Below are 25,412 nucleotides of genomic sequence, written 5' to 3' on the forward strand. Positions count from 1 at the left end.
TAAACTTCGCGTTGATCACTCAGAACGCCTCTTAGATATGGCTAAGAAATTAGACATATCTGTAGCATTTTTATCTTTTGTATAGATCAGAAAAAAATCTGTTCCTGTAGGACTGGAGGAAAAGATAATTGAACTCTATGCTTTAGATCAAGGGGTAGCAGAAATTTTGAGAAGAGAATCGGATGCTTGTCGCACAAGTTTTACAATCAAGACTTCTGATCTGTTGAGGCGTGAAATTGTTGGCATGTTTTCTAGATTTATAGATATTTTTACACAAGAGGATTTAGAAAAATTCAAACAAATACCAGAAGTAATTCGCGAATCAAAAAGAGAGAAAAATGCTACCTTTGTAGAGAAATGTTAAAAAACCCTATTCCTCTAACTTTATTCAGACATCCCTCACAGTAAAAAAGATGTATAAATACAGCAAGTTATAGGATAAGAAAAAGAATCTGGTGGGCGTGACAGGGATTGAACCTGTGACCCCTACGATGTCAACGTAGTGCTCTCCCGCTGAGCTACACGCCCATTCATTGATGTTGCATACACCATATAGAATGATAAACGTCAATGCCTAATTTCGTTTTCTCTTTCAAGAGATGCAAATAACTTAAAAAAATACTTTTTAAGCAGCGATAAGGATCTTTTCAACCTCATTGACGAGTTCACGTAAGTGAAATGGCTTAGAGAGAACCTTTGCATCAGGAGGGGCATCACTATTTGAATTGAGTGCTACCGCTGCAAAACCTGTAATGAACATTACTCGTAAATCAGGGTCAATCTCAGTAGCACGTCGTGCGAGTTCGATTCCATCCATCTCTGGCATCACAATATCAGTCAAGAGAAGGGAAAATGGCTCTTCTTGTAAACGTTCATACGCGCTAATACCATTATCGAAATCGGCGACTTCGTAGCCTGCACGTTCTAAGGCTTTTACGAGAAAGCGACGCATATCGTTATCATCTTCTGCGAGCAGGATTCGTTTCATGATTATGTTCCAATGGCTCCATTTGTCAGAGTTTTGCCGCATCAATTATACAATATAGAGTATTTATAAAAAAGACGGTAAAATGCTCATAATTGAAATGAATGGCAAAATGGTTAATTCTTACATTCTTATTCAGAATACAGCATATTCGTTGTGAGTTGGTTAAATTCAAAATATATGTGATTTTGAAAAAAGAAGGGGTTCTCTAAAACTTTTAAGATGATTCATTGCTATCTTTTCTTTTAAATTCGCTGATTATTATCAGAATTTCATTAAAAAACTTATGAAAACCGTTACTGTAGGGACTTGCTATATAGAGAAATTAGAAGAATATTATGTTAATTTATTGTTTTTTAAAAATTCTCTTAAGAAATAGAAATTTCATAGTTATTTGTTTTTATAGAGATTTGTAATAAATATTATAAGTGTGCTTTATTTTCAGTTTTTTCCTTAAATAGATGAAAAATATTATTTTTCTAGATATAATATTAAATTAACACTTAATAATAGATCAAAAATAGTATTTTGATGCTTTATTTATAAGTATGTATCATGTTATATTAAGCAGATTTATTATCTTCATTTTTATTAATTATACAAAACATTTTTTTATTAAGTTATTTTTTATGATGTAAAATAATGTTGTTTAATGTAACGATATACTTTGTATATTAGTTTTTTATTAGAATGCGTGGTGAATATTTAGGTCATGGCTTGCCTGTAGAGGCTAGAAAACGAATCATATGAGTGGTTGGAAAGTAAAATCCATTATATTAAAAAGTGTTTGTAGATCCAACGCTCGTAGAAATTTTCTTTTTTTATGGGCGGAGGGGAAATTAAGATTTAGTGTTATTTTACAAATACATTATCGGGAATAAATGCATCAAATGCAGCCCAAAATTGCTTTTTATAATTTTCGTTAACCATAATTGTATCCAGTTTAGCGCCTGTAATAGTAATACTTTCTGTCAGGCGTGTGTGTTGGCATAATTGCCGCACTTCAATGTTGTTTGCAATATTGTTTTGATTGGCTAGAATAAAGAGTGTTGGAATTCGTAAATCTCCGTGGAGTACATTTCTCTTCATAGAATCGATCGCATTAAATACCGATGCCATCCATTGGGATGTTGGGGGCTTAATGGAATGGAACGGCACTTTATGCATGTGTTCCGATTTTATATTGTTTTGTTTTTTTTTGTTTAATTTTTTCCCATCTTTCGCTGGTATAAAGCCAAGACCTATATCAGAAAGAAATTGTGTTAATTTATGTTGAAAACCATTCGTTTTATTACCGAATGGAGCAAAAAGGGGAGAAACACAGAGCAATTTATTAAACTGATAATTAATGAGATCTAATCCGCTAAGTGCTATCAATCCACCTATACCATAGGCGAGCATAGAGTAAGGAGGCGGACAATTAGGATAAACAATATTTTTAAGAAATTTATATAAGTCATTAATATCATTATTCATATCAAAACAATGATGTCGGCTTTGTTTTCTTATCTTGAAGGATTTTTTTTCTTGATCAAACCAGTCAAATATTGCTGTATGAAAACCGCGTTTAGAAATTTCATTTATTAATAAAAAATATTTTTCTAAAGTACTTGCGTAGCTTTTGAGAATAACAATTGTTCCCTTAGATTTTTCCACCTCAGGATATGTTATCGCAAAACGAATTTCGTGATCTATTGCTATTTTAAGAGTACCATGATGGATATTAGGAGGAGTGGAAGCCCAGTCTATGGGATAAATAGGTGTTTCCAATTGAAATCCTTTACAGTGTATTTGCCGCTTAGTGCAACGTGAGATAATGAGAGGACTTTGACATTTATGTAATGAAGAAAAAGGATTTAAAAAGGGGTATATTGCTTTTTAGATAGTTTTTATCAATTTAGGTTCCAAAGAGTTGAAATAAAGAAAAACAATTACCAGATAATATAGTGTGGTTGCCATGATGGGGCCGCAGGTTCACAAGTAAGTTTGCCATTTGGGAACTTTGTGAATTAATTATAAATTATAGTCGCTCTAGAGGAGGGCAATATTATGCGTCAAGTAGATTTTTCACCATTTTATCGTTCCACAGTAGGTTTTGATCATCTTTTTAACTGGTTTGATTCTAGAAGACAACCAGATGAAGTTTCTTCTTATCCCCCTTATAATATCGAGCGTTTAACTGAAGATTCTTATAGAATTTCTATGGCTGTTGCTGGTTTTTCTCAAGATGAAATTGATATTGAAACGCATTGTAACCAGCTGATCGTTAAGGGAAACAGAAAGTCTGAAAATGATGATGAAGAGCGAGAATTCCTTTATCGAGGCATTGCTTCGCGTGCTTTTGAACGGCGTTTTCATTTGGCTGATCATGTTAAGGTTATTGGAGCAGAACTTGGAGATGGGCTTCTTCATATTCAGCTTAAAAGGGAAATGCCAGCTGAATTAAAACCCAAAAAGATAACCGTACAGATGTCACCATCCATTACAAAAAATGATAATAGCGACATTGTCGTGTAGGAAAATTTAGAAAATATAAGACCGAATAATTATAAATTTTTCTGAAGAATAAAAAACGCGAGGCAAAAGGTCTCGCGTTTCGTGTGTGTGTTTTCCTAAGAACGAAGCTTATTTTAATAAAACAGCTTATTTCGAGTTTGTGATAAAATGTTATTGCACATTATTTTACGTTGAAGAAAAAATTCATGTATGTGCTAATTGAAATGCATAATAATTCACTTTTTAAGTAAGCTTATTTTTTATTTTATAGCATTTGAAAAATGGTCGGAGCGGCGGGATTTGAACCCACGACCCCTTGACCCCCAGTCAAGTGCGCTACCAAGCTGCGCTACGCTCCGAGTTTGTGTAAAACGATTAAATGACTGTTTCTTTAAAGGCAAGAGAAAAAATAAACAGAATAAAATCTAAAATGCTCTTGCACTTAGAGCTTTTGAAAGTAAAAAATTTTGGACATCAATATCTTGTTATCAATTCAAGATACGTAACAAATCTGTAAAATTCTTTGTAATCATTTTGTGAAGGGGTAAGATTGGTGGATTTAGGGGTATGAATTGGAGAAGGAGGGGAGAAAATGAGTACGGGGGGTATATTTTTTCCTTATCTAATCGTTACTTTTCTAAAAAGATAAAGATTTTTAAAAGGAGAGGAGTGAATGTATGGTATTGAAACGTTTTCCTTTGTTTAGAGTTTTTATAGACGAAGTATTTTGTGTTTTATGTGGACAAAAAATTGTAAGTTCTGGATTGTATAATCATAAATCTCATTTTATGGGTACGCGTTTTTATCCAAATAAACAAGGTCAGAATACTTTAATTTAGGTTTTGTTGTTTTTTTTCTAAAATACTAGATACAATATTATAGAGGAAAAACTTTCAAAATGTTTATTGAACTAAGAAAAGAGTAAACCATGAGCCGTTTTTCGGTAATAAATTTGACGGAAGCAGCAGTGGATCGTGTTAAAGCGATTATGGATGCAAAAGATGCACAGGGTATTCTTGTTGGTATCAAAAAAGGTGGTTGTGCAGGGATGGAGTATACAATTACTCTTGTCAAAGAAAAGGGGATAGATGCGGATGTTGTTGAAGTGAATGGTGCCCGTGTTTTCGTAGCACATGATGCGGTATTATTTTTATTAGGGACGCAGATGGATTATGAAGTGACAACGCTTCGTTCTGGTTTTGTCTTTAAAAATCCTAATCAAGTTTCAGCATGTGGGTGTGGCGAATCGGTGGAACTTCGTCCTGCTACGCAGGATCAATATAAAACAAATTGAGCTGAGCTGAATTATAATTCAGTAATTTTAGAGGGACTTGTTCTTTGAGGTAGAAAAAATCTAATATTTTTATTGTTCATTTTTAGCTTGTTTCCAAAGTGCTTCCATTTCATTCAAGGATGCGTCAGTGAGTGTTTTAGATTGAGTGGATAGCTTTTCTTCAATATAGACAAAACGGTTTCGAAATTTTATATTCGTTTTTTTTAATGCTTTTTGTGGATCAATCGCTAAGTGGCGTGCGAGATTAAGGAGAATAAAGTAGAGATCTCCAAACTCTGCTTCTATCTCTGAATTTTGTTTATTTTTGATGGCTTCTTTGAGCTCTTCGAGTTCTTCTTCTATTTTTTCAAAAACTTTATCACTTTTTTTCCAATCAAAACCTACTTTAGCTGCTGCTTCTTGTAAAGCAAGTGCCTCTTGGTTTGCTGGCTGGATTTGTTTTACTTGTGCGAGTATGCTTGTGGAGGAATTGTTGTTTTTTTCTTCGCGCAATTTTTTTTGTTCAACCTGTTCTCTTTTTTTTATATATTCCCACTCTTCTTTTATAAATCCTCGTTTTTTTTGCTCGGCATTTCCAAAAACGTGAGGATGGCGTCGAATCATTTTTGCCGTGATTGCATAAACAACATCTTCAAAAGTAAAGCTGCCTTCTTCTTGTGCAATGGTAGCATGATAGATAACTTGTAAAAGAAGATCTCCAAGTTCTTCACAGAGATCCTTTCGGTTTTTTCGTTCAATGGCATCGATTACTTCGTAAACTTCTTCGAGCATATAGGGTATGAGGGATTCAAAAGTTTGTTTTTTATGCCAGATACAACCGCTATCAGAATTTCGTAATGCACTGATAATTGCAATGAGATCTTTGATGTCTTTTGAAGCTAACATTTGCACTTCCTTTGTAAGCAATAGAGCTTTATGTTAGGTGTCCCAACGTCTATGTAACCACATCCATTGTCCAGGATATTCACGGACCCAAGATTCAACAATATCATTTAATTTTTGCGTAGAAGCAGCTATATCGATATCATTTTTTTCATCACGTGGAAGTTCTATATGTTCATATAACTCTAAACGATGACGTCCATTAGGCAAACGAATACAACGTGCTGGATAAATATCACAGTCATATTGTCGAGCGAGTTTTATAATTAAGGGATTTGTTTTAAGAGGTCTGTTAAAAAATGTTCCCATGATACCGCGGCGAAATTTTTGATCAACGAGCATACCAACATTTTCACCTTTTTCTAATTTGGCTGCTAATGCCCATGCTGCACCGGCCTTGGAGGGAATAAGATGCCCCATAGAAGTTTGTCGTGCTTTAAGGACTCGTTTGGCAACATAGGGATTATTGGGTGGTCTAAATAATACTGTAACATTAAGATCAAAACTTTGTGCACAAATAGGCAGAAGTTCAAAATTTCCAGTATGTGCGGTGAAAAAAATATGTGGTTTTTTTTCATTTTTTAATCGCTCAAATATTTCAACGCCTTTAACCTCAATGAAACCTGGCTCGTCTGCATGAGGATCAAAATCAAAAATTTTATCAAGAAAAATATATTCGGCTAGGAAACGTCCTATATTTTCCCACATTTCTATTGCAATTGCATGGAGTTCTTGCTCTGTTTTTTCTGGATATGCACCTCTAAGATTTTTAAGTGTGATTTGATGACGATGTAAAAGGGGACCAATTTTTTTTACCAACCAAGAAAAAAAAGAGACTCCCATTTTGGCAGGAAAGCATTTTAGAATAAATAAAGAACCAAAGAGCAGATATGCCCATAACAAGTAGGATATTTTTTTAGCTATAATTTTAATAAGATATATGAGATTTTTAAGAGAAAGCTTCATCATGATTTAATCGATTTTAAGGATAATTTTACCAAAAACATCACGGCTCTCCATTCGTTTTAAAGCTGTATCAATTTCATCAAGCTCAACAATTGTATCAATGACAGGGTGTACAGTTTTTTCTGCCATTTTTTGCATGGCATTTTTCATATTTTCCATACGGCAGCCAAATGAACCGAATATCTTAAGTTGTTGTTGGAATAATTGCATGAGATTTATTGGTGCTGAAACACCAGAGGTAGAACCGCAAGTCACTAAGCGTGCTCCTTTTTTCATACATAACAAAGAACCGTTCCATGTATCTACACCAACATGCTCAAAAACAACGTCAACACCTTTTTTTTGGGTTAATTTACGCACCACACCTTCAAAACGATCTTTACGATAATTAATCACATGATCTGCTCCAAGAGAGTGTGCTTTTGCAATTTTTTCATCTGAACCTACAGTTGTGATAACTGTACAGCCCATGTGTTTTGCAAGTTGAATGGCTGCAGAGCCAATACCTGAACCACCAGCCTGTATCAGGATTGTTTCTCCTGCTTGTAGTTTTGCGTTATCGAAAAGCATATGTTCTACGGTACCAAAAGTAATTGGAGCAACCGCTGCCTGCAATTCATCACATTGGGGAGGTGATGGAACTAATAAACGTGCTGGCAAATTGACAAGCTCACACGCAAATCCATCAAGGTGAAAACCGTAGACTCCCTTTACATGACTGCAAAGATTATCTCGTCCTTCATGACAAGCTTGGCATACTCCGCAGGTTTGTGCACCATAAATTGAGACAATCTGTCCAAGTTGGAGATGTTCAACGCCATCTCCTATTTGTATAACTTCACCAGAGGCTTCTGCACCAATGATGAGGGGCATTTTTCTTTTCGCAAAAGCCATGCCACGCCATCCCCATACATCAATATGATTAAGAGCAACGGCTTTTATCCGCACAGTTACTTCACCTAGACTAGGTGAAGATGGCGGGGAAATATTAGTGATTTCAAGCCGACGATCATCGAAGAGTTGCAGTGCACGCATTACCATTCCCTTTAAATATGTTATTAGGTTAGCGTTATAAAATTTTATTATTAAAGGATTATCCTTTATATGCAGTGATGACAAGACTCATATTTTGACCACCAAATCCAAATGAGTTGGACAAAACTGCATTGACACAGGCTTTACGGCTATGATGAGGAACAACATCTAAAGGGATATCAGGGTCAGGATTATCATAATTTATTGTAGGTGGAAGTATCCCCGATTGAATGGTTAAAAGCGAAAAAACCGCTTCTATTGCACCAGCAGCAGTTAATGTATGCCCAATCATTGATTTATTAGAAGAGACTGGAATATGCTCTAAAAGATCACCGAATACTGTTGATAATGCAAGATATTCCATTTTCTCATTTTCAGGTGTGGAAGTTCCATGTGCATTAATATAATCAATTTCATTGATGGTTATTTTTGCATCATCTAAAGCTTTGCGGATGGATTCAATTGCTGGTGATGCATCGGGTTTTGAACGAGTACGGTGAAAATCATCGGCTGTTTCTCCACAGCCAGCTAAAATTCCTAAAACTGTAGCATTACGGTTTAATGCGCTTTGAAGAGATTCAAGAACAAAAGCACCTGAGCCTTCTGCCATAACAAATCCATCCCGATCACGGCTAAAGGGTTTTGCTGCTTTTTCAGCAGGATCATTTTGGGTTGAAAGAGCAGATAGTAACGAAAAACGGATGAGAGATTCAGCTGAAACTGATCCATCTGTCGCAATTATGAGAGCTCGATTTGTCTCTCCCCGTCTAATAGATTCAACTCCTAATTGAATTGCTGTTGCACCAGATGCACAAGCAGTGGAAAGTGTAACAGGAAGTCCTTTTGTGCCAAATGTTTTTTGAAGTTTTTCTGCAATTGCACCAAATTGTGTGGCTTCAAAAAGCGTTTCATGGAGTTTATTCTTACAGACTTTAAGAAGGTGTGCATAAGAAGGTTCACCATTGAATTCGTCCTCTTGATCAAGACTAAAACGTGCGGTCCATTCAAGTTCAACAGGAGGAGCAGCTAGAAAGAGTGGTCCATTAAAATTTTTTTTATCAACAGCAGCTTGTTCCAAAGCTTCTTCAGCGGAAAGATGTGCAAGCTTCTCAGAAAGAGCTGAAGCACCAAGTGTACTTTCTTTGAGAAAATCAATTGTTCCAGCAATATATGTATTTAATCCCTCAACGGGAAAACGTGTTATTTTGTGGATACCGCTTACACCGCTTGTTAATTTTTGCCAATTTTCATGTTTTCCTTGTCCCAGTGATGTGACGATGCCTGCCCCAGTTATTGCTACAAGTGGACGTCCAAAATGATCATGATATTTCACTATAGAAATTCCCTTCAAACAGCTGTAAGACGCACAATACCTTCAGCTCTTTTTATACCAATAGTTGTAACAAATATTTCACGTACTTCTTTAGAAAAAGGTTTTTCATGAGGACTTAACGCTGGAAAACTGTGTTTTTTTTCAATTGAAAGTGCTGCAAGAGCTAGAGCTAGAGGAAATTGTGCTTCCCGCATATAACCAAATAATGTTGTAATGCCACGGTAAGATAGATCAGCATTATCAAGAGCATTTTGTTCTGCTTTTGTTGCTTCGTGAGCTCCTGAGGCTGCTGAAATGGCTAGGGCAGATTTAGCGCCCGCAGTTTTTAACATTGTTGCAATTGATTCTCTAAGTGGAATTTTGGTTCTATCTGTTTGGTTTGTAATAATTTGGCTAATTTCAGCATAAGCACGTGCGTTGCGCTTTTTTGCATGTTCTCCACTTTCAAGAACTAGGAAGATACCACCAGAACCGGCTATGATACCGCCGCCGGGGTGGATTTCACGATCCCACACTGGGCTCCATCCATTATGGGTTAAAAGACCACCAAGTTCATGCGCCAACAACATATCATAACTTTGTGCATTATAGGAACCTCCTACAAGAGCATGGGTACTTTGACCTGATTTAATGCGAGCTACAGCAATTTGAAGAGCAGAAAGCCCACTGCCTTCTTCTCCCATAAATGTACGAGATGATCCAGTGACTTTATGAACAATTGAAATGTTTCCTGCCAAAAGGTTTGAAAGTTGTGCCAAAAATAATGTTGGACGAAGTTCGGTTGAAAGAGCAACATTTAACATAGAGGCATGATCGGCAACTGCGCGCGCTTTAGAAAGAATCTGTGTATCAACAGTAATATCACGCTCTCCTCCACTTGCTGCTACAATCATGTCCATTGTTGAAGTGAGGTGTTCATTATTTTTCATGCCAGCATCATCAAGAGCAAGACCAGCCGCATAGGTACCAAGACGCTGCCATGTTCCCATTTGCCGTTGATCACTTTTTTTAGGAATTTGTAAACTCCAATCAATTTCGGGCAATTTATGAACCGTGTAGGGTGAAAAAGTTGTACAATCTAGGTTTGGTGTACGGATTGGATCATTTAAGAGATTCCAATGTTGATCAACTCCTTCCCCCAGAGAGCTTATGAGGCCTATACCAGTGATGAATACAGATTGATCATGCATGGTGAAAAAACTACTCCGCCTGTTTTAAGGCAACGAGATCATCAATTTTTGCACAAAGGTTTTTAAGAACAAAGTATTCTTCTGTTGCAACAGTACCTTCGTTGACTTCTTGTGTCCATTGTTCTAGAGGGACTTTTATTCCGAAAGCTTTATCAATAGCGAAAACAATATCAAGAAAATCAAGACTGTCGATTCCTAGATCGTCAATTGTATGACTTTCAGGTGTAATTGTATTGCGATCAATTTCACTGATTTCTGCTATGATATCAGCAACTTTATCAAACGTGGAAGGCAATGTACGGATTCCTTATTATAGAGTTAGTAAATTCAAAATACATTTAATATCGTTCTTCTAGCCTTTTTTCTCTTAAAAAAAAAGACTTAATCCAGAATATAGCTATCTTTCTCTATAGAGAAAAGAGGTTTACAGTACATGAAACGCTATATCTCAATATTTAAAAAACTTTGAAATTTTATTGCGCATTTATTTTACGAGACTATTTTTTCTATTGGCTGCAAGGACAGCAAGGGCTGTTATATTAACAACTCCCCGTGAAGTTACTGAGGGCGTTAAGATATGGGCGGGACGTGCTGCCCCGATTAGAATAGGACCAACATGGAGTGCATTTGTGAGGCTTTTAACAGTGTTGAGCGTGATATTGGCTGCATCAAGTGTTGGAAAGACAAGCAAATTAGCTTCACTTTTAAGACGAGAATCAGGAAAAACACGATCACGAAAAACTTTGGAAAGGGCAGAATCACCATGCATTTCACCGTCTGCTTCTAAATCAGGGTGTAATTTGGCAAGAATTTCTGTTGCACGTCGCATTTTACGCGCACTTTCTGTGTTTTTAGAACCAAAGTTTGAGTGTGATAATAAGGCTGCTTTTGGTGTTATTCCAAATGCTTCAACTTCTTGAGCTGCCAATACAGTCATTTCAGCGATTTCTTCTGCAGAAGGATTTTCGTTGACGTAAGTATCTGTGAGGAAAAGAGTACGTTGTTGAGAGATAAGCAAACTCATAGCAGAAAAACGATGAACATTAGGATCAAGACCGATAATTTGTTCAATTAATTCAAGTTGACGTTCAAAACGTCCTTCTAAGCCGCAAATCATTGCATCTGCTTCTTCACGCATGACGGCAAGGGCAGCAATAGCCGTTGTTGATGTTCTTACTACTGTTTTTGCCATTTCAGGCGTAACACCACGCCTTCCTGTATAATGAAAAAATAAATTAACATAATCACGAAAACGTGGATCATCTTCAGGGTTGGTTAATTCAAAATCTATACCAGGACGAATTCTTAAACCAAAGCGTTTTAATCTCGCTTCTACGACATGTGGACGGCCGATAAGGAGAGGCGTTGCGGTTTGTTCTTCAATGACAACTTGTGCTGCACGAAGGACGCGTTCATCTTCACCATTAGCATAGATGACGCGTTTACGTTTTGCTGTTTTTGCTGCAGCAAAAACAGGTTTCATTGTTAAACCAGAAAGAAAGACAAATCGATTGAGGATATCATAGTAGGCTTCCATATCTTCAATGGGACGAATGGCGACACCAGTTGCCATTGCTGCTTTAGCAACAGCGGGAGCAATACGCAGTATTAAACGCGGATCAAAAGGAGAGGGGATCAGATAGTCTGGTCCAAAATTGGGTGGTTCTTTTGAGTATGCACGTGCTACAACATCTGAAGTTTCTTCACGTGCAAGGGCAGCAATCGCATGAACAGCGGCCATTTTCATTTCTTCATTAATTGCACAAGCACCTACGTCTAATGCACCACGGAAGATATAGGGAAAACAAAGGACATTATTAACTTGATTGGGATAATCAGAGCGTCCTGTACAGATCATTGCATCTGGTCGTATAGAGCGTGCTTCTTCAGGCATAATTTCTGGTACTGGATTAGCCAGCGCTAAAATGAGTGGATTTTGAGCCATTCTTTTAAGATATTCAGGCTTTAAAACACCACCCGCAGATAGGCCTAGAAAAATATCCGCATCATCAATAATATCAGATAAAGTTCGTGCGTCCGTTTTTTGTGCGTAATTGATTTTCCAACGATCCATAAGGGTCTTGCGACCTTCATAAACAACCCCCTCTAAGTCACTAAGCCAAATATTTTCAACTTTCGCCCCAAGACGAACCAAAAGATTAAGACAAGCTAGGGCAGCAGCACCTGCACCTGAGGTAACTATTTTTGCATTTTCAATTTTTTTTCCTGAAAGAGTTAAGGCATTTAATACAGCTGCAGAAACAATAATGGCAGTTCCATGTTGGTCATCATGAAAAACTGGAATATTCATTTTAGCACGAAGCTTTTCTTCGATATCAAAACATTCAGGAGCCTTAATGTCTTCAAGATTAATACCACCGAATGTAGGTTCTAAGGTTGATATCGTTTGTACCATTTGTTCTATATCGAATGCATCAATTTCAATATCAAAAACATCAATATTCGCAAATTTTTTAAATAAAACGGCTTTGCCTTCCATAACTGGCTTTGAAGCGAGTGGACCAATGTTTCCTAAACCAAGAACAGCAGTTCCATTGGATATAACAGCGACTAAATTAGCACGGGAGGTATATTGAGCAGCAAGATTGGGATCTTCATGAATCGCAAGACATGGTGCTGCAACGCCTGGAGAATAAGCAAGAGCTAAATCACGTTGATTATCAAGAGGTTTTGTTGCTTGTATTTCCAATTTTCCAGGTTTTGGGTGTTGGTGATAAAAAAGTGCGGCACTGTCAAGTTCAGCTTTTGGTGAACTGAAATCACTATTTCGTTCTCTAGACATTTTTATGATATCCAAGTTAGCGTATGTGTATATGAGATGTTCCATCTACGATAAGGTTTTGTCCACTAATAGATCCTCATTTCTCTGAATATCAAAATGCATGAGCATGAGCAAATTCTTCTGGATCGTAAAACCAGTTTGATGATTCTTTTTGTTTGTGTGCATGAATAATTTCATTGATAGCAGCACATTTGTTTTTCTTTCCTTAATAAAACTCGTAAAAGTTGATTATTTTACAAAAAAATAAAATATTTTCTAACGATTACATTATCAAGCCATTATTTTTTTGCAATGTTTACAAAATAAGGAAAGAACAGAAGAACGGTTCCTATCAATTTCATCCATTTTTTATAAAATATATATTTTATTTAAAGTTTTATACGGAGGTAGAAGAAATTTTAAATAACAATTTGTAATTTATAAATTGTTTATTCAGCTATTTTAAAGGAAACTGGAACGTTGAGAATGGAAGTTGTGTTGTTCATTGTTCAATTGGATTCTTAATAGTGAAAGCTGTATCTTTTATATACTGACAATTATGTGTTTTAATAAACAAAGATGTGGCTGAAATGGCTGTAATTGCGGATTTGATACATGAAAATCATATGTTTAGCATAACGCTTTTCTTTATAATTTATAATGCATCATTTCGTATGTTGAATGAGAAATTTGAATACAATAAGATTCTTTTATTTAAAATTCACCTAATATAATAAAAAATATTCAATTACATAATTCAAACGAGAGTAATGTGTGGATAAAAAACGTTTGAAAAATAAATAGAAATGTTTCTATGAGCTATTTTAATATAAGAGCATGGGATTTTTTCACAATTAGCAAAAATAATTATTACCTATTTTGTACCTTTATGAAACTATGAAAAATAAAGGAGTTAAGAAAAAGATAAGAAAATATGCTTATCATTCTTAAAGTGATATGTTGTTTGATAAGTCATTACGCTTCTTTAGGGTTATTGCTTAGGATATCAAAGAAAACCGCATGCCAATTATTCCAGCCTTTGAAGTACAAAGCCGTAGTTGAAAGCAAAGTACTCTACGATGAGCCATTAAAACAACTGGAGAGGAAAAAAGTGGAAAAAATATCTTTTTCCACTTTTCTTATTTTTTATTGGATTCGACCACTTGCATGAGCAAGCATAGTATAAACTTTTCCGGTATCTGATATCAGGTATTTGCGAACTGAGCTGGAAGAACCAGAACTACGCGATATATCACGTAAGAGCTTTTCGAAATCTGTAACATATTGATTCACTGAACGTTTAAACTCAAAATCGCTCATATATTTTCTCTTAATCATTTCAAATATTTTTTGTCCATTTAAGGTATAAAGGCGTTCTGTTACGATGTTTTTTTGTCCACGTTGATAATGATCCCATAGCTCAACAATGGCATTGTGATTAATAGCTTTCACTATACCAGAAGCTAATGAATTAAGAGAGCTGTTTGCAGGAGATGGTTTTGTTTGCACTGATGTTAAAACATCATCACTAGGGGGAGCATCATAAAACGTTTCTTCACGTGAAGCTCTTTCTAAGAGATTTGACACCCATTTATTTGGTCTTTTTTTGCTTTGATCTTGTTGCAAAATAGGCTTAGGTGGTACGATCTTTTTAACGGACTCAGTGGAATTGTCATTTCTTTGATTAAACATTGATGATGCAGGAAATTCTGATATCAGCTGTTTTTTTGCGCTCTTTTGATCATTTTGTATAACACTGACTAGATCTTGTAACGCTGTAATCTGTTCATTCAAAGCTGTGCGAATTGTTTGCGTTGTTTCTTTTGTCTTTTCTGGAAGTTTTTTAACATTTTCATTGATATCATTATTAATCTTTGAAAGCTCTAAACGAACTTCATCAGCGGAGCGACGTATGTCTTCTGCTGCTTCTGAAAAACGCGTCGATGCTTCACTAACAAGCCTATTAAGTGATTGTTGGAATGAATTTGTGGAGTTACGTGCATTCTTATCAGAGCGTTCAAGTGCTGAGTTGAAGATTTTTTCATAATGTCCAATCAATTGATTAATTTCATGAGATTTTGAAACAAGAGCATCGCTTAATACAGAAAGCATATTATGTTTTTCTTCAAGTGTTGCACTAAGTGAATTTTCAGACTGTTCAAGAACATGAATAGTTTGGGAAAGTGTTTTTGCATGTTCACCAAAACTGCTCGTTATATGATTAATTTGTTCAAAGGTATTCTTTGAAAGTCCTTGCAGAATTTCAACATTATTATTGAGCGCTTGATTTGAGGCTGACAAACGCTCTGCTACTTGGTCCGTGTTGCGGAAAAAATTATTCGCACTCTCATTAAACTGACCATCAATATTTTGAACAGCTGATAATAAAACATTACTATTTTCGTGAAAATTGTAAATTGATTGATTCAACTGTGTTAAGACGGATGAGACATTATTAACAAGTTCTTCCTTCATAACCGTTATTGTTTGAATTGTTTCAGAGTTAGCTTTGGTTAAGCTATTCACTAAAAATTCATTATGTGCATAAATTCTTTGTTCAGCTTCTTGTGTGGAGAGAGAGAGTTGTTCACCGATATGCTGTGTTAAAGAATCTATTGATTCTGTCGTATTTTGCGCTGCTTGATTTAAGTGATTTGTCAGCTCTGTTATTTTTCCAACATGTTTTGAAATTTGTGTTGCTGTTTGATTTTCTGCATTTTCCAGACGGCTCGTTACATCAGAGAGCTGATACCCTAAATCATTTTTAAAATTTTGCATAGAGTGATGAAGAACATCACAGCGTTCATTAAGAACTTGCTCTATTGCTGTTGTTGATGTGTGAATGGTTTCATTCAATAATGCTTGTGCATTATGACTGGCTGTTGCGAAAGCTTCGACAGTATGCGCTGTTTGTTCAGACAGAACGGACAGAACTTTTTCACTGGTATCATAAACAGTTTTTTTGACATTTGATACAATGCGATTGCCTGATTCTGAGAGAATATTTTCTGCTTGTGCAGTAACATTTGTAACAGATGAAAGAATTTGTTCACTCGTAGAAGAAAGAATATCAGAAGCTTTTATAATCTTGTTATGCAGATTATCTGTAACTGTATTAACAGAGTCTTCTAAGGTTACACGCATATTGTCAAAACTGCTTTCCAGCGCTTGTTGAATTATCTGACTTTGCTCATTATTAAGCATGAGAGACGTTTTTAACGTGTCAGAACGTTCCTCAATAACAGATGTTTGCATATCAATGGCTTCACAGATTTGGCTAAATTTTTCAGATAATGTTTCCTCTAGCGTTGTTGTCCGTTCAAAAATCTTGTGTGCACGATCTTCTAGATCTGTATCGAATGATTCCATACGTGTTTCAAGGGTTTCAAAGAAAACACCACTCGATTGAGAGAGAGTATTCTTTAAAATTTCGGCATGGCTTTCAAGGTTTTTGATATGATCTTGAACCGTTTCAGTAATGTTCTTATTATTGGCAACAAGTGCACTCTCAACTAAATCTATTTGTTGTTTCAATGCAACATCGACACGTATATCACTTTTTGCAATGAGGTTATGGATTGTTTCCATGCGTTGCTCAAGTGTGCGTGCTTGATCGGCAAGAACTTCATTGAGAGAAAAACTATTAATCGCTAAAGAGTCACGCAGAGCATCGGCACGGATATCAATATTTCTCGCTTGTGCTTCTAAAGCATCTTGGGTTGTATTGCAGCTTTGTACAATGACATCTTGTAGTTTTTCAGTGCATTGAATGATGTTTGTGATATGATTTTCAGCCTGTTTATCAACGACTTGAATATTGTCAGCCAAAACTTTTTCAATATGAGAAGTATTTTGGGACAAGACATCAATTTGATTTCTTAATGTATCCGCAATTTTATTCTTCTCGTTATCGAGCATGTCTGCCATAAGAGCTCGTTGATCAGAAAGTTGTACTTTAAAATCTTGTGAACGTTCTTGTATGATATCAACAATGGCATTGTCGACATACTGAATTTCTTCTCTCAGACTTTCTTTACTTTTATCAATTGCAGAAAGAATAGCTTCACGTCCATTTGTAAATGCATGGGTAATGTCTGCTGTTTTTTCCTGGAGGTTTTCATTTATTTTCAAGACATGAGATTCCAAGAAGTTACCAAGTTTTTCAGCATTATCTTCTAAAGCTTGACTGCGTTCTATAAAGGAATCAATGATCGAATCACTATGTTCTTTAAGAGAAAGATCAACAGTTGCTAAACGTTGTTCAAAGGCTCCAATTGCTTGCGAGGTTACGTTATCAAATTTAGAAGAGAGTTTATGTGCTTGGTCGTCGAGCTTTAAGATCTTCTCATCAAAATTCTGTAGAGATTGATTATTACGATCAATAAGAGCTTTATCCAAGGCTTTAAACTTTTCATCGACAGCGTGCAAAGTTTGATCTGTTACTGCCTGTATATGTGTTGCAATTTTAGCAACATGTACTTCCGCTTTTTCAGCTGTTTCATTAAAGGTTTTTTCTATTTGCTTTTCATTATGATCAAATCGTTTTGCAAAACCATCGAAGTTTTTTCCTAATTCATGAAAAAAATCTGTGTTTTTCTGCTGAATTTGTGTTGTTGTTTCGTTAAATTTTTCAACAAGCTGATTTGTTACGCCATCACCGGCATAGGAAAGTTTTTCAACAAGGTCTTCACCTTGTTTTTGTAAAGTTTGAGAGAGAGTTTGTGCAAGCTTTTCAACATTGGTTACAATTTTAGAGGTAACTAAACCAAATTCATCACTCAGTTGTTCTTGGGTTCCTTTAATTGTTGATTGTACGCGATCTGCGTGATTCAAAATGGCGATGCGTTCATTGCTCAATTCTTTGATTAATGTGTGAATACGTGATTCATTCTCAGCATAGGCTTGTTCTAGGTTGTGAACTTCACCTTGTATGATTGCTTCAAGTTCAACAGCACGTCCGAGGGTACGTTCAATACCTTCGTTCATTGCCGCTACTTCTTCACGAATGGTTTGCCCTATAGCAATAGCTTGTTTTTCAGATAAATGTTGTGGTTCACTAAGGCGTTGTGCAGCATTTGTCATAAGAAGAGCAATGTTATGCAAGTCGTTTGAACGTTTTGTTAATTGAGCAACGCCCCAAGATATAAGGATAGGAATTGCTGTTCCGGCTGCTACAGCGAGTCCTGTTGGGGATGTAACAAAAGTGCTGATATTGGATAAGGAGCTGAGTCCGGTAGGTGCGAGCTTATGCGCAATAAAAGCTCCTCCCGTTGCCCATAAAGCACTAAGCGCTGTTGTATACCAGTAGACTCGAGAGGAAGAACGCTGCTTTAATAGTCCAAAATTTACAGGGGTTGTTATATCATCATTTGCAGGAAGAAGTTTTGTAGACAACAATGTATTATGAACAGTTCCACCTGAAATATCAGGTGAAGGTTTTGGAGCAAAAAGCTGTTCAACAACGGATTTATCAACAACAGCTTCATCATGAATATTAGAAACAAAAGTTGACGTACCGTTTTCAGCAAAGAATTCTTCTTCTGCCATTGCAATTTTTTGAATCAGATCATCGACATTAACAATATTTTCAGAATTATTGGATGATATTGTTTCAAATTCTGTGTCATTGAAATCAAAGTTCATAGCTTTTGTGAGGGCTTCTTCAACTTCAACTTCAAATGTTTGCAATTTGGTTCTGCGTGCCATACTCGCCTCGTACTCTTACAGACGGAAAAGGGATACGTCCTCTTCCACATAATTTCTACATACTAGCTGTTAATTATTTAGAAAGGAATATGCTTAGGAAAAAATTTTAAAAACTTATCAAGATAAAGTTAACGCGGTTTCTTATACCCTGTTTAAAAATGTTATAAAATATAGTAAAAACAATTTATTATTTGAATCTAACAAAAACAAAAATACTGTTTACAACTTGTGTTTATAAAAAACTTTATAAGCCGCTAGTCTTTGAAATAAGGATAATTTAATGGCGGTTATATATACAGTAGGGTGGCGAATACCTCTCTATTAATACCGATGATCGTTAATAAATATTGTTGTCCGTTTACTTTTATTGATTCTAAATGAAGCAGCTTCATCATCACATATAGTCTGTAATAGCTTAGGATGTATAAAAGTATGCCTTTGAATTGTAAGCTCATAAAGTGGAAAAATTTTTAATTTAATATAGCTTTTCGTAAGTTGCGCTTTATTATTGCCTTAAAGAGCCGTTTTTTCTCTAATTTCAGTTGTTTGTTGCTAAATTTTGAAGCTTCTACGTTGACAATTGGATATTTTTCAGTCGATATGCATGCACGAATATTTTATGCAATCGAGATGAAGGTGTAAGAATAATGGCAGAGCGATCACAACACCTGCAAGATGTGTTTTTAAATACGGTGCGTAAGCAAAAAATTTCCCTTACAATTTTTCTTGTCAATGGCGTTAAACTCACAGGTATTGTAACTTCATTTGATAATTTTTGTGTTCTTTTACGCCGAGATGGACACGCGCAATTGGTTTATAAGCATGCTATTTCTACGATTATGCCTGGACAGCCTGTGCAGATGTTTGAGGGTGAAAGTCCTGAGTAAGCATGTCATTTTAAGATAGACCTCTTATCCCATTTTAAAAGTACTTAGATTGCTATGATAAATGAAAATGAGAGATTAGGAGGGATATTTTCGCAGAATACAGGACAGGTGCGCGCACTTGTTTTGATACCAATTTTTCAAGAAAATAGAAGTGAAAGCTCTTTGAGAGAGTGTTCGATATCTTCTCGTGTTAAAGAGTCATTAGGCTTAGCGTGTGCTATAAGGTTAGAAGTTGTTAATTATGAAACGATTAATATTGCAACGCCTCGCTCTGCAACTCTCTTTGGAAAAGGTAAAGTAGATGCGTTAACCTGTTACATAGATGAATATTCTATTGAGCTTGCGATTGTAGATCACTTTTTAACACCAGTACAGCAGCGTAATTTAGAAAAATTATGGAATTGCAAAGTTATCGATAGAACGGCTTTGATTCTTGAAATTTTTGGGGATCGTGCACGAACAAAAGAAGGAGTTTTGCAAGTAGAGTTAGCGCATTTGTCCTATCAAAAAGGGCGACTTGTGCGTAGTTGGACGCACTTGGAAAGGCAACGGGGGGGGCGTGGCTTCTTAGGTGGACCTGGTGAAACGCAAATTGAAGCAGACAGGCGTCTTTTACAAGAGAAAATTATTCGTATTCGACGCGAATTGGAAACGGTTATTAAAACACGTGCACTTCATAGAGCAAAAAGGAAAAAAACATCTTATCCTGTTGTGGCACTGGTAGGATATACGAATACAGGAAAATCAACTCTCTTTAACCGTTTAAGTGGTGCAGATGTTTTAGCAAAGAATATGTTATTTGCAACGCTTGATCCGACTTTGCGCAAAGTTGTTCTTCCCCATGGAAAAACTATTCTTTTGTCTGATACTGTAGGGTTTATTTCTAACTTGCCAACAAATTTGATTGCAGCTTTTAGAGCAACCCTTGAAGAAGTGGTTGAAGCGGATCTCATTCTTCATGTAAGAGATATGTCAGATCTTAATCATCGTGCACATGCTCAAGATGTTTTAGAAGTGCTTTCAAGTCTTGATATCGATATTGATGATATGGAGCATATCATAGAAGTTTGGAATAAGATTGATATGTTGGATGAGCAGGCATTGAATGTTTTACAAACAAGCGCAAAAACACGATTAAATCCTGCTCTCATGGTATCAGCGCTTAAGGGGGATGGACTCGATCAATTATTAAGAGCCATTGAAAAGCGAATTTTTGGAGAGGTGCAAAGCATTGAATATCTTTTAAAACCTCATGAAATGTCGCTTATCGATTGGTTTTATGAAAACTCTGCGGAAATAATGCAAGAAGGACATGATGATGGGTCTGTTACCATTAGAGCCGTTATTACTTCTGAAGCAAAAAAACAATTAGAGAACATCAAAAAAAATATGAATTAAGTTCTTTAAAGCTATTGCTGAACATTTGTGCTTAAATTTTATGTTTTTATTATCTGAAAATAATATGACAGCAAGTTAAGAGGATAGTTACTACTTTCTCTTAATAAAACAATATGAAGAAGTATTTTGCTGGTTAAAATAAAGATGAGTCTTAAGTGTAATAAAAGACTATTCGTACGTACCGTATGGCGAAGCATTTTGATTGTTTTGCTATTACAAGTGCTATGTATATCTTTGATTTGGTTGTATTATTTTGTCCAGCCCCGTGGTTACCAAGCAACTTTAATATTTTCATTATCTGATTCTGTAGGAAAACCGTTACCAATCAAAAAGCAAGACAATGTTATCGCCTTTTTGTTTTCACAGCCTATGTTCTTCAATGATTCGCAATTTTCTTTAAGTGCTTTTAATAAGAAAAAAAATCATGAAAATATCCGTTTATCGCGTCGTGGTGATTTTATCGATTTGACTTTTGAAGCTGAGACACTTGAAGCAGCTCAACGTGGGTTGGAAACTTGGTTTTCCGCATTTTCACAAGCAATCATAAAACAGAAACAATTCTTGTTAAATGATAAATTAGAAGACAAACAATATGATAATACTGCAATCGTTAATATCGTGCAGGGATTTCGTACATCTGTTGAGTCTTTTATTCAGCAGGGTGTAAAACAAACAGAGCTTCATGATCTTTCTATGCAATTAACGGAAGCAACTTTAAAGCGCATTCATTTAACAAGTTTGAACTCAACGATTAACACGATGCGTGAAAAGGGACAGTCTTTATTGTCTTTATCGTTTATTGCAGGTAATTCAGCAATTGTTGCTCTGGAATCTAAACGTGATCTTTTGGAAACGCAAAGAGCACATATGGCGGTGCAATTGGGGTGGACACATCCTCAAATTAAAGCAATGACTGCGGAATTAGAAACAGTTTCTCATCAATTAAAAAATAAAATTTTACAAATCGTTTATCAAGTTCATTCAGATGAGGTTATTGCAACGGAATTAGAAAAACAGCTCAAAAAAAGAATGAACTTTTTTGTAAAAGATCAATCCCAATCTTTGAATGAAATATTTAACGAGTTTGAAAATAAAATAAAAGCAGCAGTCGATGCACAAAATAAAGCGATGAGTAACTCTGCTCAACGAAGAGAAAAAATTATTGGTTCATATCGGAGATTGAGTGATGATCCTCTTCTTTTACAAAACACAAATATCCACGTGGTTATGCCAACAACGTTAGCACCAATTTCTTTTATGGCTCTTTATGGAAAAAATATTTTTGTGAGTGCATTGGCTAGCTTCCTTACTCTTTTACTAGGAATATTGTTATTTTATCCGTGCTTTAAAAGCAAAAAAGATCAACCTTCAGAAGAGGATTTGAGATCAAAAGAAAATGCTCTTAAGAAGAACGAGAGTATTTTAGTCTCTCAAGAAATGAAAAATCTTGAAGCTTTTATTACGATAGAGGGATTATCTGATGTTTTGAAATGGCGTGCTTCGACCATTATTTCAATCATTGGACCAGAGGCTGCACGGACAGCGGCAAAGCTTTCACTTCATCTCACAAAAGAGAACAAAACAATTTTGTTGGTCGATATTTCTGGTCAACAAATAGAGAAGGTCATTGGTCCACATCGCGGACTGAGTGATATTTTAACGGGCAATGCCCAGTTGCATGATGTTATTTACCGTGATTATGATACGGGGGTTGATATTCTTCCTCAGGGGTTAACAAGTGCTATTTCTGCACAAGATTTTTCAAATGACATTTCTCATATATTACAAGAATTTAAAAAAGAATATGACTTTATCATCCTTGAGATGGCAAGCGAACCAAAATATGGATTTGAGCAATTTGCAGAGCTAACAGACTATTATATTTGTAATACTGTTCTTAATGAACAAGAATGGATGATGCGGATGGTAAGCAGCTTTCCAAAGACTGTTTATCGCGTTGTTGCATCATAAACTTCGTAAAAAAGAAATATGTATCACATGTTATAGTAGTACGCTTGTTTTTTGCTAAAGTTATAGTACATACTAAAATACACAAAGATTTGATGTTTAAATTTTAAAATGCATTGTAGTTGGAGAGAAGCGTGGGGCAATCAGAGATGGCAGTAAAGAGATTAAACAATAGCATTTTAACGCCCGTGCAAAAGAAAAATAGAAAACAAATACAGGTGTGGCTTTACTCTATTTTATTGCTTTGTTTAGCAATTGTCTTAGTAGGTGGCGCTACTCGTTTGACGGGATCAGGATTATCTATAACGGAATGGAAGCCAATACACGGCGTTATTCCACCGATTGGTGTGGATCAATGGCAAGAGGAATTTTTAAAATATCAACAGATAGCACAATATAAGCTGCTTAATCCTGATATGACCTTAAGTGCTTTTAAGGTCATTTTTTGGTGGGAATGGGCGCATCGTGTTCTTGGGCGTCTTGTTGGTCTTGTTGCTTTATTGGGGCTCATTTGGTTTTGGGCGACTAAGCGTGTTGAAAAAAATATCTTACTCCCGCTTATTATCGTGCCTATTCTTATCGCCTTTCAAGGCTTTATTGGTTGGTGGATGGTTGCTTCAGGGATTGGGCAAAGCAATTTAACAAGTGTGAGCCAATATCGTTTGGCATTTCATCTTATAACGGCATGTTTTGTTATTGTTTTTGTTACTTATTTATCTCGAGGACTTGCAGAATACTCAGAAAAGCCAGCAAATCAAAAGGTGCAATATTTTGCAGCTTGGCTTGTTGTTCTCGTCTTGATAGAGATTTATTTTGGAGCTTTGGTTGCAGGGCTTCATGCTGGAAAAGTCTATAATACATGGCCTCTTATGGATGGGCAGATTATTCCTGATGGATTGTTGCAGCTTCGTCCTGTTTGGCTCAATTTATTCGAAAATTCCTTAATGGTTCAATTTATTCATCGGTTTTTTGCTTATTTTTTATTTATTGTCTCAGTTATTCATGCTTTCTATGTACAAAAAAACATTCCACATTCAACCCATTCTCGTCGTGCATTTCTTATCTGTGTTATGATTATTATCCAAGCACTCTTGGGTATCTTAACACTGTTACATGAGGTTCCAATAAGTTTAGGGCTCATTCACCAAAGTATGGCACTAGCAGTGTTGTGTTTTGCGGTTGCGCACTGGCGAGCAACGAAAGGGGCATATCGCGTTGTTGAGTAAAAGTTTGTATTTAGGGAGTTTTAGTCGCTTGAAAGCATTAAGTCGAGGTTCTGGATAGCCGCAGCTGATGCGCCTTTTCCTAAATTATCGAATATGGCGCTGAGATTAAAAATACCTTCACGATCATTTCCAAATACGAACAGTTTCATATTATCTTTATTGGCTAAACACTCTGGATTAAGTCTTTGAAGTGAAGCAGTTTCTTCTTGTGATGCAACTAAAATGGTATTTTGTCCATCGTAATGGTTTGCGAGAATTTCGCGCAAATCAGAACAGTTTGCTGATTTTGTGAATAAATGGCGATGCAGAGGAAGATTCACAATCATTCCTTGGGGAAAACGACCAACACTTGGTATAAAAATTGGGGTTTGGTTGATTTGTCCATAAATTTTAATTTCTGGCACATGTTTGTGTTCAAGATTAAGACCATATATAAAATAATTGTCCTGAATATTTTGTTGAGATTGATTTTCCATTTGTAAAATCAACTGTTTTCCACCACCAGTATAGCCGGAGATTGCATTAATCGAGATGGGGTAATAGGCGTCTAGCAGTCCTGCTTCACGGAGTGGGCGAATCAAACTAATGGCACCGGTAGGATAGCATCCGGGATTGGTTACATAATGTGCTGCTTGGATGCGCTTTCTTTGTCCTGCTGTCATTTCAGGAAAACCGTAAACCCAGTCTGGTGCAACACGGTGGGCTGTCGAGCTATCAATAATCCTAATGTTTTTATTTTTTTTAAGCCAATGAACTGTTTCGCGTGCAGCATCATCTGGAAGACACAAAACAGCAATATCGGCTTGATTAAGATAGTCTTGTCGCAGATGAACATTATGGCGATCTTTATGAGCAAGAGAGAGTAGTTTTAAATCTGTACGCCTTTCTAAGCGTTTTTGTATTTGTAGTCCGGTTGTACCATGTTCACCATCAATAAAAACTTTGGTTAGCATTCTTATTTGCCTTGTATTAACTTTGCCTATTATATTCAGCTTTTCACATTATAAATTATTTTTAATCATTAAATTATTGAATTTCTTTAGATTATAGATACCTTTTGTAAAAGGTGTAAACAAATAAGAGTGTAAAAAAAGAAATGTAATCTCATTTTTCACCATTCTTAAGAGGGAAGTTTTTCGCTGTTTTTATAACAAAGAGTAAGATAAATATTTGCATCATTATTTTTGAGTGTAAGTGGTTTAAAATGTTTGGTTTGCATGGTTTGCTGTGTTATCGTTCAGTGACTTTATTTTTTTATGTTAGG

General features: G+C 35.9%; 17 protein-coding genes, 2 tRNA genes and 1 pseudogene. 7 read left to right on the forward strand and 13 right to left on the reverse strand.

All coding sequences use genetic code 11. From position 1 onward, the window contains the following. A pseudogene (locus ACFIJ7_RS07565) lies at positions 1 to 364 on the forward strand (XRE family transcriptional regulator); the annotation flags it as partial. Positions 365 to 453: 89 nt separating this feature from the next. On the opposite strand, the gene ACFIJ7_RS07570 reads toward ACFIJ7_RS07565, so the two are convergent. The 3 genes from ACFIJ7_RS07570 to ACFIJ7_RS07580 form a co-directional block, all read right to left on the reverse strand. Continuing rightward, positions 454 to 528, reverse strand: a tRNA-Val gene (locus tag ACFIJ7_RS07570). Between the two features lie 97 nt (positions 529 to 625). Further along, positions 626 to 988, reverse strand: coding sequence for a cell cycle two-component system response regulator CpdR (gene cpdR / locus ACFIJ7_RS07575; RefSeq protein WP_005773448.1), 363 nt, complete (start codon positions 986 to 988; stop codon positions 626 to 628). Between the two features lie 849 nt (positions 989 to 1,837). Continuing rightward, complete coding sequence (locus ACFIJ7_RS07580; protein WP_375644948.1) at positions 1,838 to 2,755, reverse strand: alpha/beta hydrolase; 918 nt, start codon at positions 2,753 to 2,755, stop codon at positions 1,838 to 1,840. A gap of 279 nt (positions 2,756 to 3,034) precedes the next feature. Between ACFIJ7_RS07580 and ACFIJ7_RS07585 the strand changes: the two genes are divergently transcribed. Beyond that, positions 3,035 to 3,502 (forward strand): Hsp20 family protein, encoded by a 468-nt coding sequence (locus tag ACFIJ7_RS07585; RefSeq protein ID WP_273788169.1) that lies wholly within the window; start codon positions 3,035 to 3,037, stop codon positions 3,500 to 3,502. 261 nt (positions 3,503 to 3,763) lie between these two features. Here ACFIJ7_RS07585 and ACFIJ7_RS07590 read toward each other — a convergent pair. Continuing rightward, positions 3,764 to 3,840, reverse strand: a tRNA-Pro gene (locus ACFIJ7_RS07590). A gap of 569 nt (positions 3,841 to 4,409) precedes the next feature. Here ACFIJ7_RS07590 and ACFIJ7_RS07595 point away from each other — a divergent pair. Continuing rightward, on the forward strand, positions 4,410 to 4,775 hold the full coding sequence (locus tag ACFIJ7_RS07595) for an iron-sulfur cluster assembly accessory protein (protein ID WP_015856470.1): 366 nt from the start codon (positions 4,410 to 4,412) through the stop codon (positions 4,773 to 4,775). A gap of 69 nt (positions 4,776 to 4,844) precedes the next feature. Here ACFIJ7_RS07595 and mazG read toward each other — a convergent pair whose 3' ends face one another. The 8 genes from mazG to ACFIJ7_RS07635 form a co-directional block, all read right to left on the reverse strand. Further along, positions 4,845 to 5,660, reverse strand: coding sequence for a nucleoside triphosphate pyrophosphohydrolase (gene mazG, locus ACFIJ7_RS07600; protein ID WP_375644949.1), 816 nt, complete (start codon positions 5,658 to 5,660; stop codon positions 4,845 to 4,847). 33 nt (positions 5,661 to 5,693) lie between these two features. Continuing rightward, the gene (locus ACFIJ7_RS07605; protein WP_375636125.1) at positions 5,694 to 6,623 is read right to left on the reverse strand and encodes a lipid A biosynthesis lauroyl acyltransferase; all 930 of its coding nucleotides are present in this window, start codon (positions 6,621 to 6,623) and stop codon (positions 5,694 to 5,696) included. Between the two features lie 6 nt (positions 6,624 to 6,629). Further along, positions 6,630 to 7,658 (reverse strand): zinc-binding dehydrogenase, encoded by a 1,029-nt coding sequence (locus ACFIJ7_RS07610; protein ID WP_375636044.1) that lies wholly within the window; start codon positions 7,656 to 7,658, stop codon positions 6,630 to 6,632. 58 nt (positions 7,659 to 7,716) lie between these two features. Next, entirely contained in the window at positions 7,717 to 8,991 is a 1,275-nt protein-coding gene (locus tag ACFIJ7_RS07615) for a beta-ketoacyl-ACP synthase (RefSeq protein WP_375644950.1), read from the reverse strand. Positions 8,992 to 9,005: 14 nt separating this feature from the next. After that, the gene (locus ACFIJ7_RS07620) at positions 9,006 to 10,181 is read right to left on the reverse strand and encodes a beta-ketoacyl-ACP synthase (protein ID WP_375644951.1); all 1,176 of its coding nucleotides are present in this window, start codon (positions 10,179 to 10,181) and stop codon (positions 9,006 to 9,008) included. A 10-nt stretch (positions 10,182 to 10,191) separates the two neighbouring features. Further along, positions 10,192 to 10,476: an acyl carrier protein gene (locus tag ACFIJ7_RS07625; protein WP_005773457.1), complete on the reverse strand. Its 285-nt coding sequence runs from the start codon at positions 10,474 to 10,476 to the stop codon at positions 10,192 to 10,194. A gap of 189 nt (positions 10,477 to 10,665) precedes the next feature. Then, positions 10,666 to 12,984: an NADP-dependent malic enzyme gene (locus ACFIJ7_RS07630; RefSeq protein WP_375644952.1), complete on the reverse strand. Its 2,319-nt coding sequence runs from the start codon at positions 12,982 to 12,984 to the stop codon at positions 10,666 to 10,668. A gap of 1,125 nt (positions 12,985 to 14,109) precedes the next feature. Beyond that, positions 14,110 to 18,669, reverse strand: a complete 4,560-nt coding sequence (locus ACFIJ7_RS07635; protein ID WP_375644953.1) for a hypothetical protein — start codon at positions 18,667 to 18,669, stop codon at positions 14,110 to 14,112. Positions 18,670 to 19,316: 647 nt separating this feature from the next. On the opposite strand from ACFIJ7_RS07635, the gene hfq reads away from it, so the two are divergent. The 4 genes from hfq (at position 19,317) to ACFIJ7_RS07655 (ending at position 24,148) form a co-directional block, all read left to right on the forward strand. After that, on the forward strand, positions 19,317 to 19,556 hold the full coding sequence (hfq, locus tag ACFIJ7_RS07640) for an RNA chaperone Hfq (RefSeq protein ID WP_005773461.1): 240 nt from the start codon (positions 19,317 to 19,319) through the stop codon (positions 19,554 to 19,556). A 54-nt stretch (positions 19,557 to 19,610) separates the two neighbouring features. Further along, positions 19,611 to 20,954 (forward strand): GTPase HflX, encoded by a 1,344-nt coding sequence (gene hflX, locus ACFIJ7_RS07645; RefSeq protein WP_375644954.1) that lies wholly within the window; start codon positions 19,611 to 19,613, stop codon positions 20,952 to 20,954. A gap of 144 nt (positions 20,955 to 21,098) precedes the next feature. Continuing rightward, positions 21,099 to 22,925, forward strand: a complete 1,827-nt coding sequence (locus ACFIJ7_RS07650; RefSeq protein ID WP_375636050.1) for a hypothetical protein — start codon at positions 21,099 to 21,101, stop codon at positions 22,923 to 22,925. Between the two features lie 146 nt (positions 22,926 to 23,071). Then, positions 23,072 to 24,148 (forward strand): COX15/CtaA family protein, encoded by a 1,077-nt coding sequence (locus tag ACFIJ7_RS07655; RefSeq protein WP_375644955.1) that lies wholly within the window; start codon positions 23,072 to 23,074, stop codon positions 24,146 to 24,148. 20 nt (positions 24,149 to 24,168) lie between these two features. Here ACFIJ7_RS07655 and argC read toward each other — a convergent pair whose 3' ends face one another. Continuing rightward, positions 24,169 to 25,101: an N-acetyl-gamma-glutamyl-phosphate reductase gene (gene argC, locus ACFIJ7_RS07660; protein WP_375644956.1), complete on the reverse strand. Its 933-nt coding sequence runs from the start codon at positions 25,099 to 25,101 to the stop codon at positions 24,169 to 24,171. Positions 25,102 to 25,412: the final 311 nt, after the last annotated feature.

The sequence above is a fragment of the Bartonella sp. MR100HLJHH genome (assembly GCF_042194215.1).
In the GTDB taxonomy this organism is placed as follows: Bacteria; Pseudomonadota; Alphaproteobacteria; order Rhizobiales; family Rhizobiaceae; genus Bartonella; species Bartonella grahamii.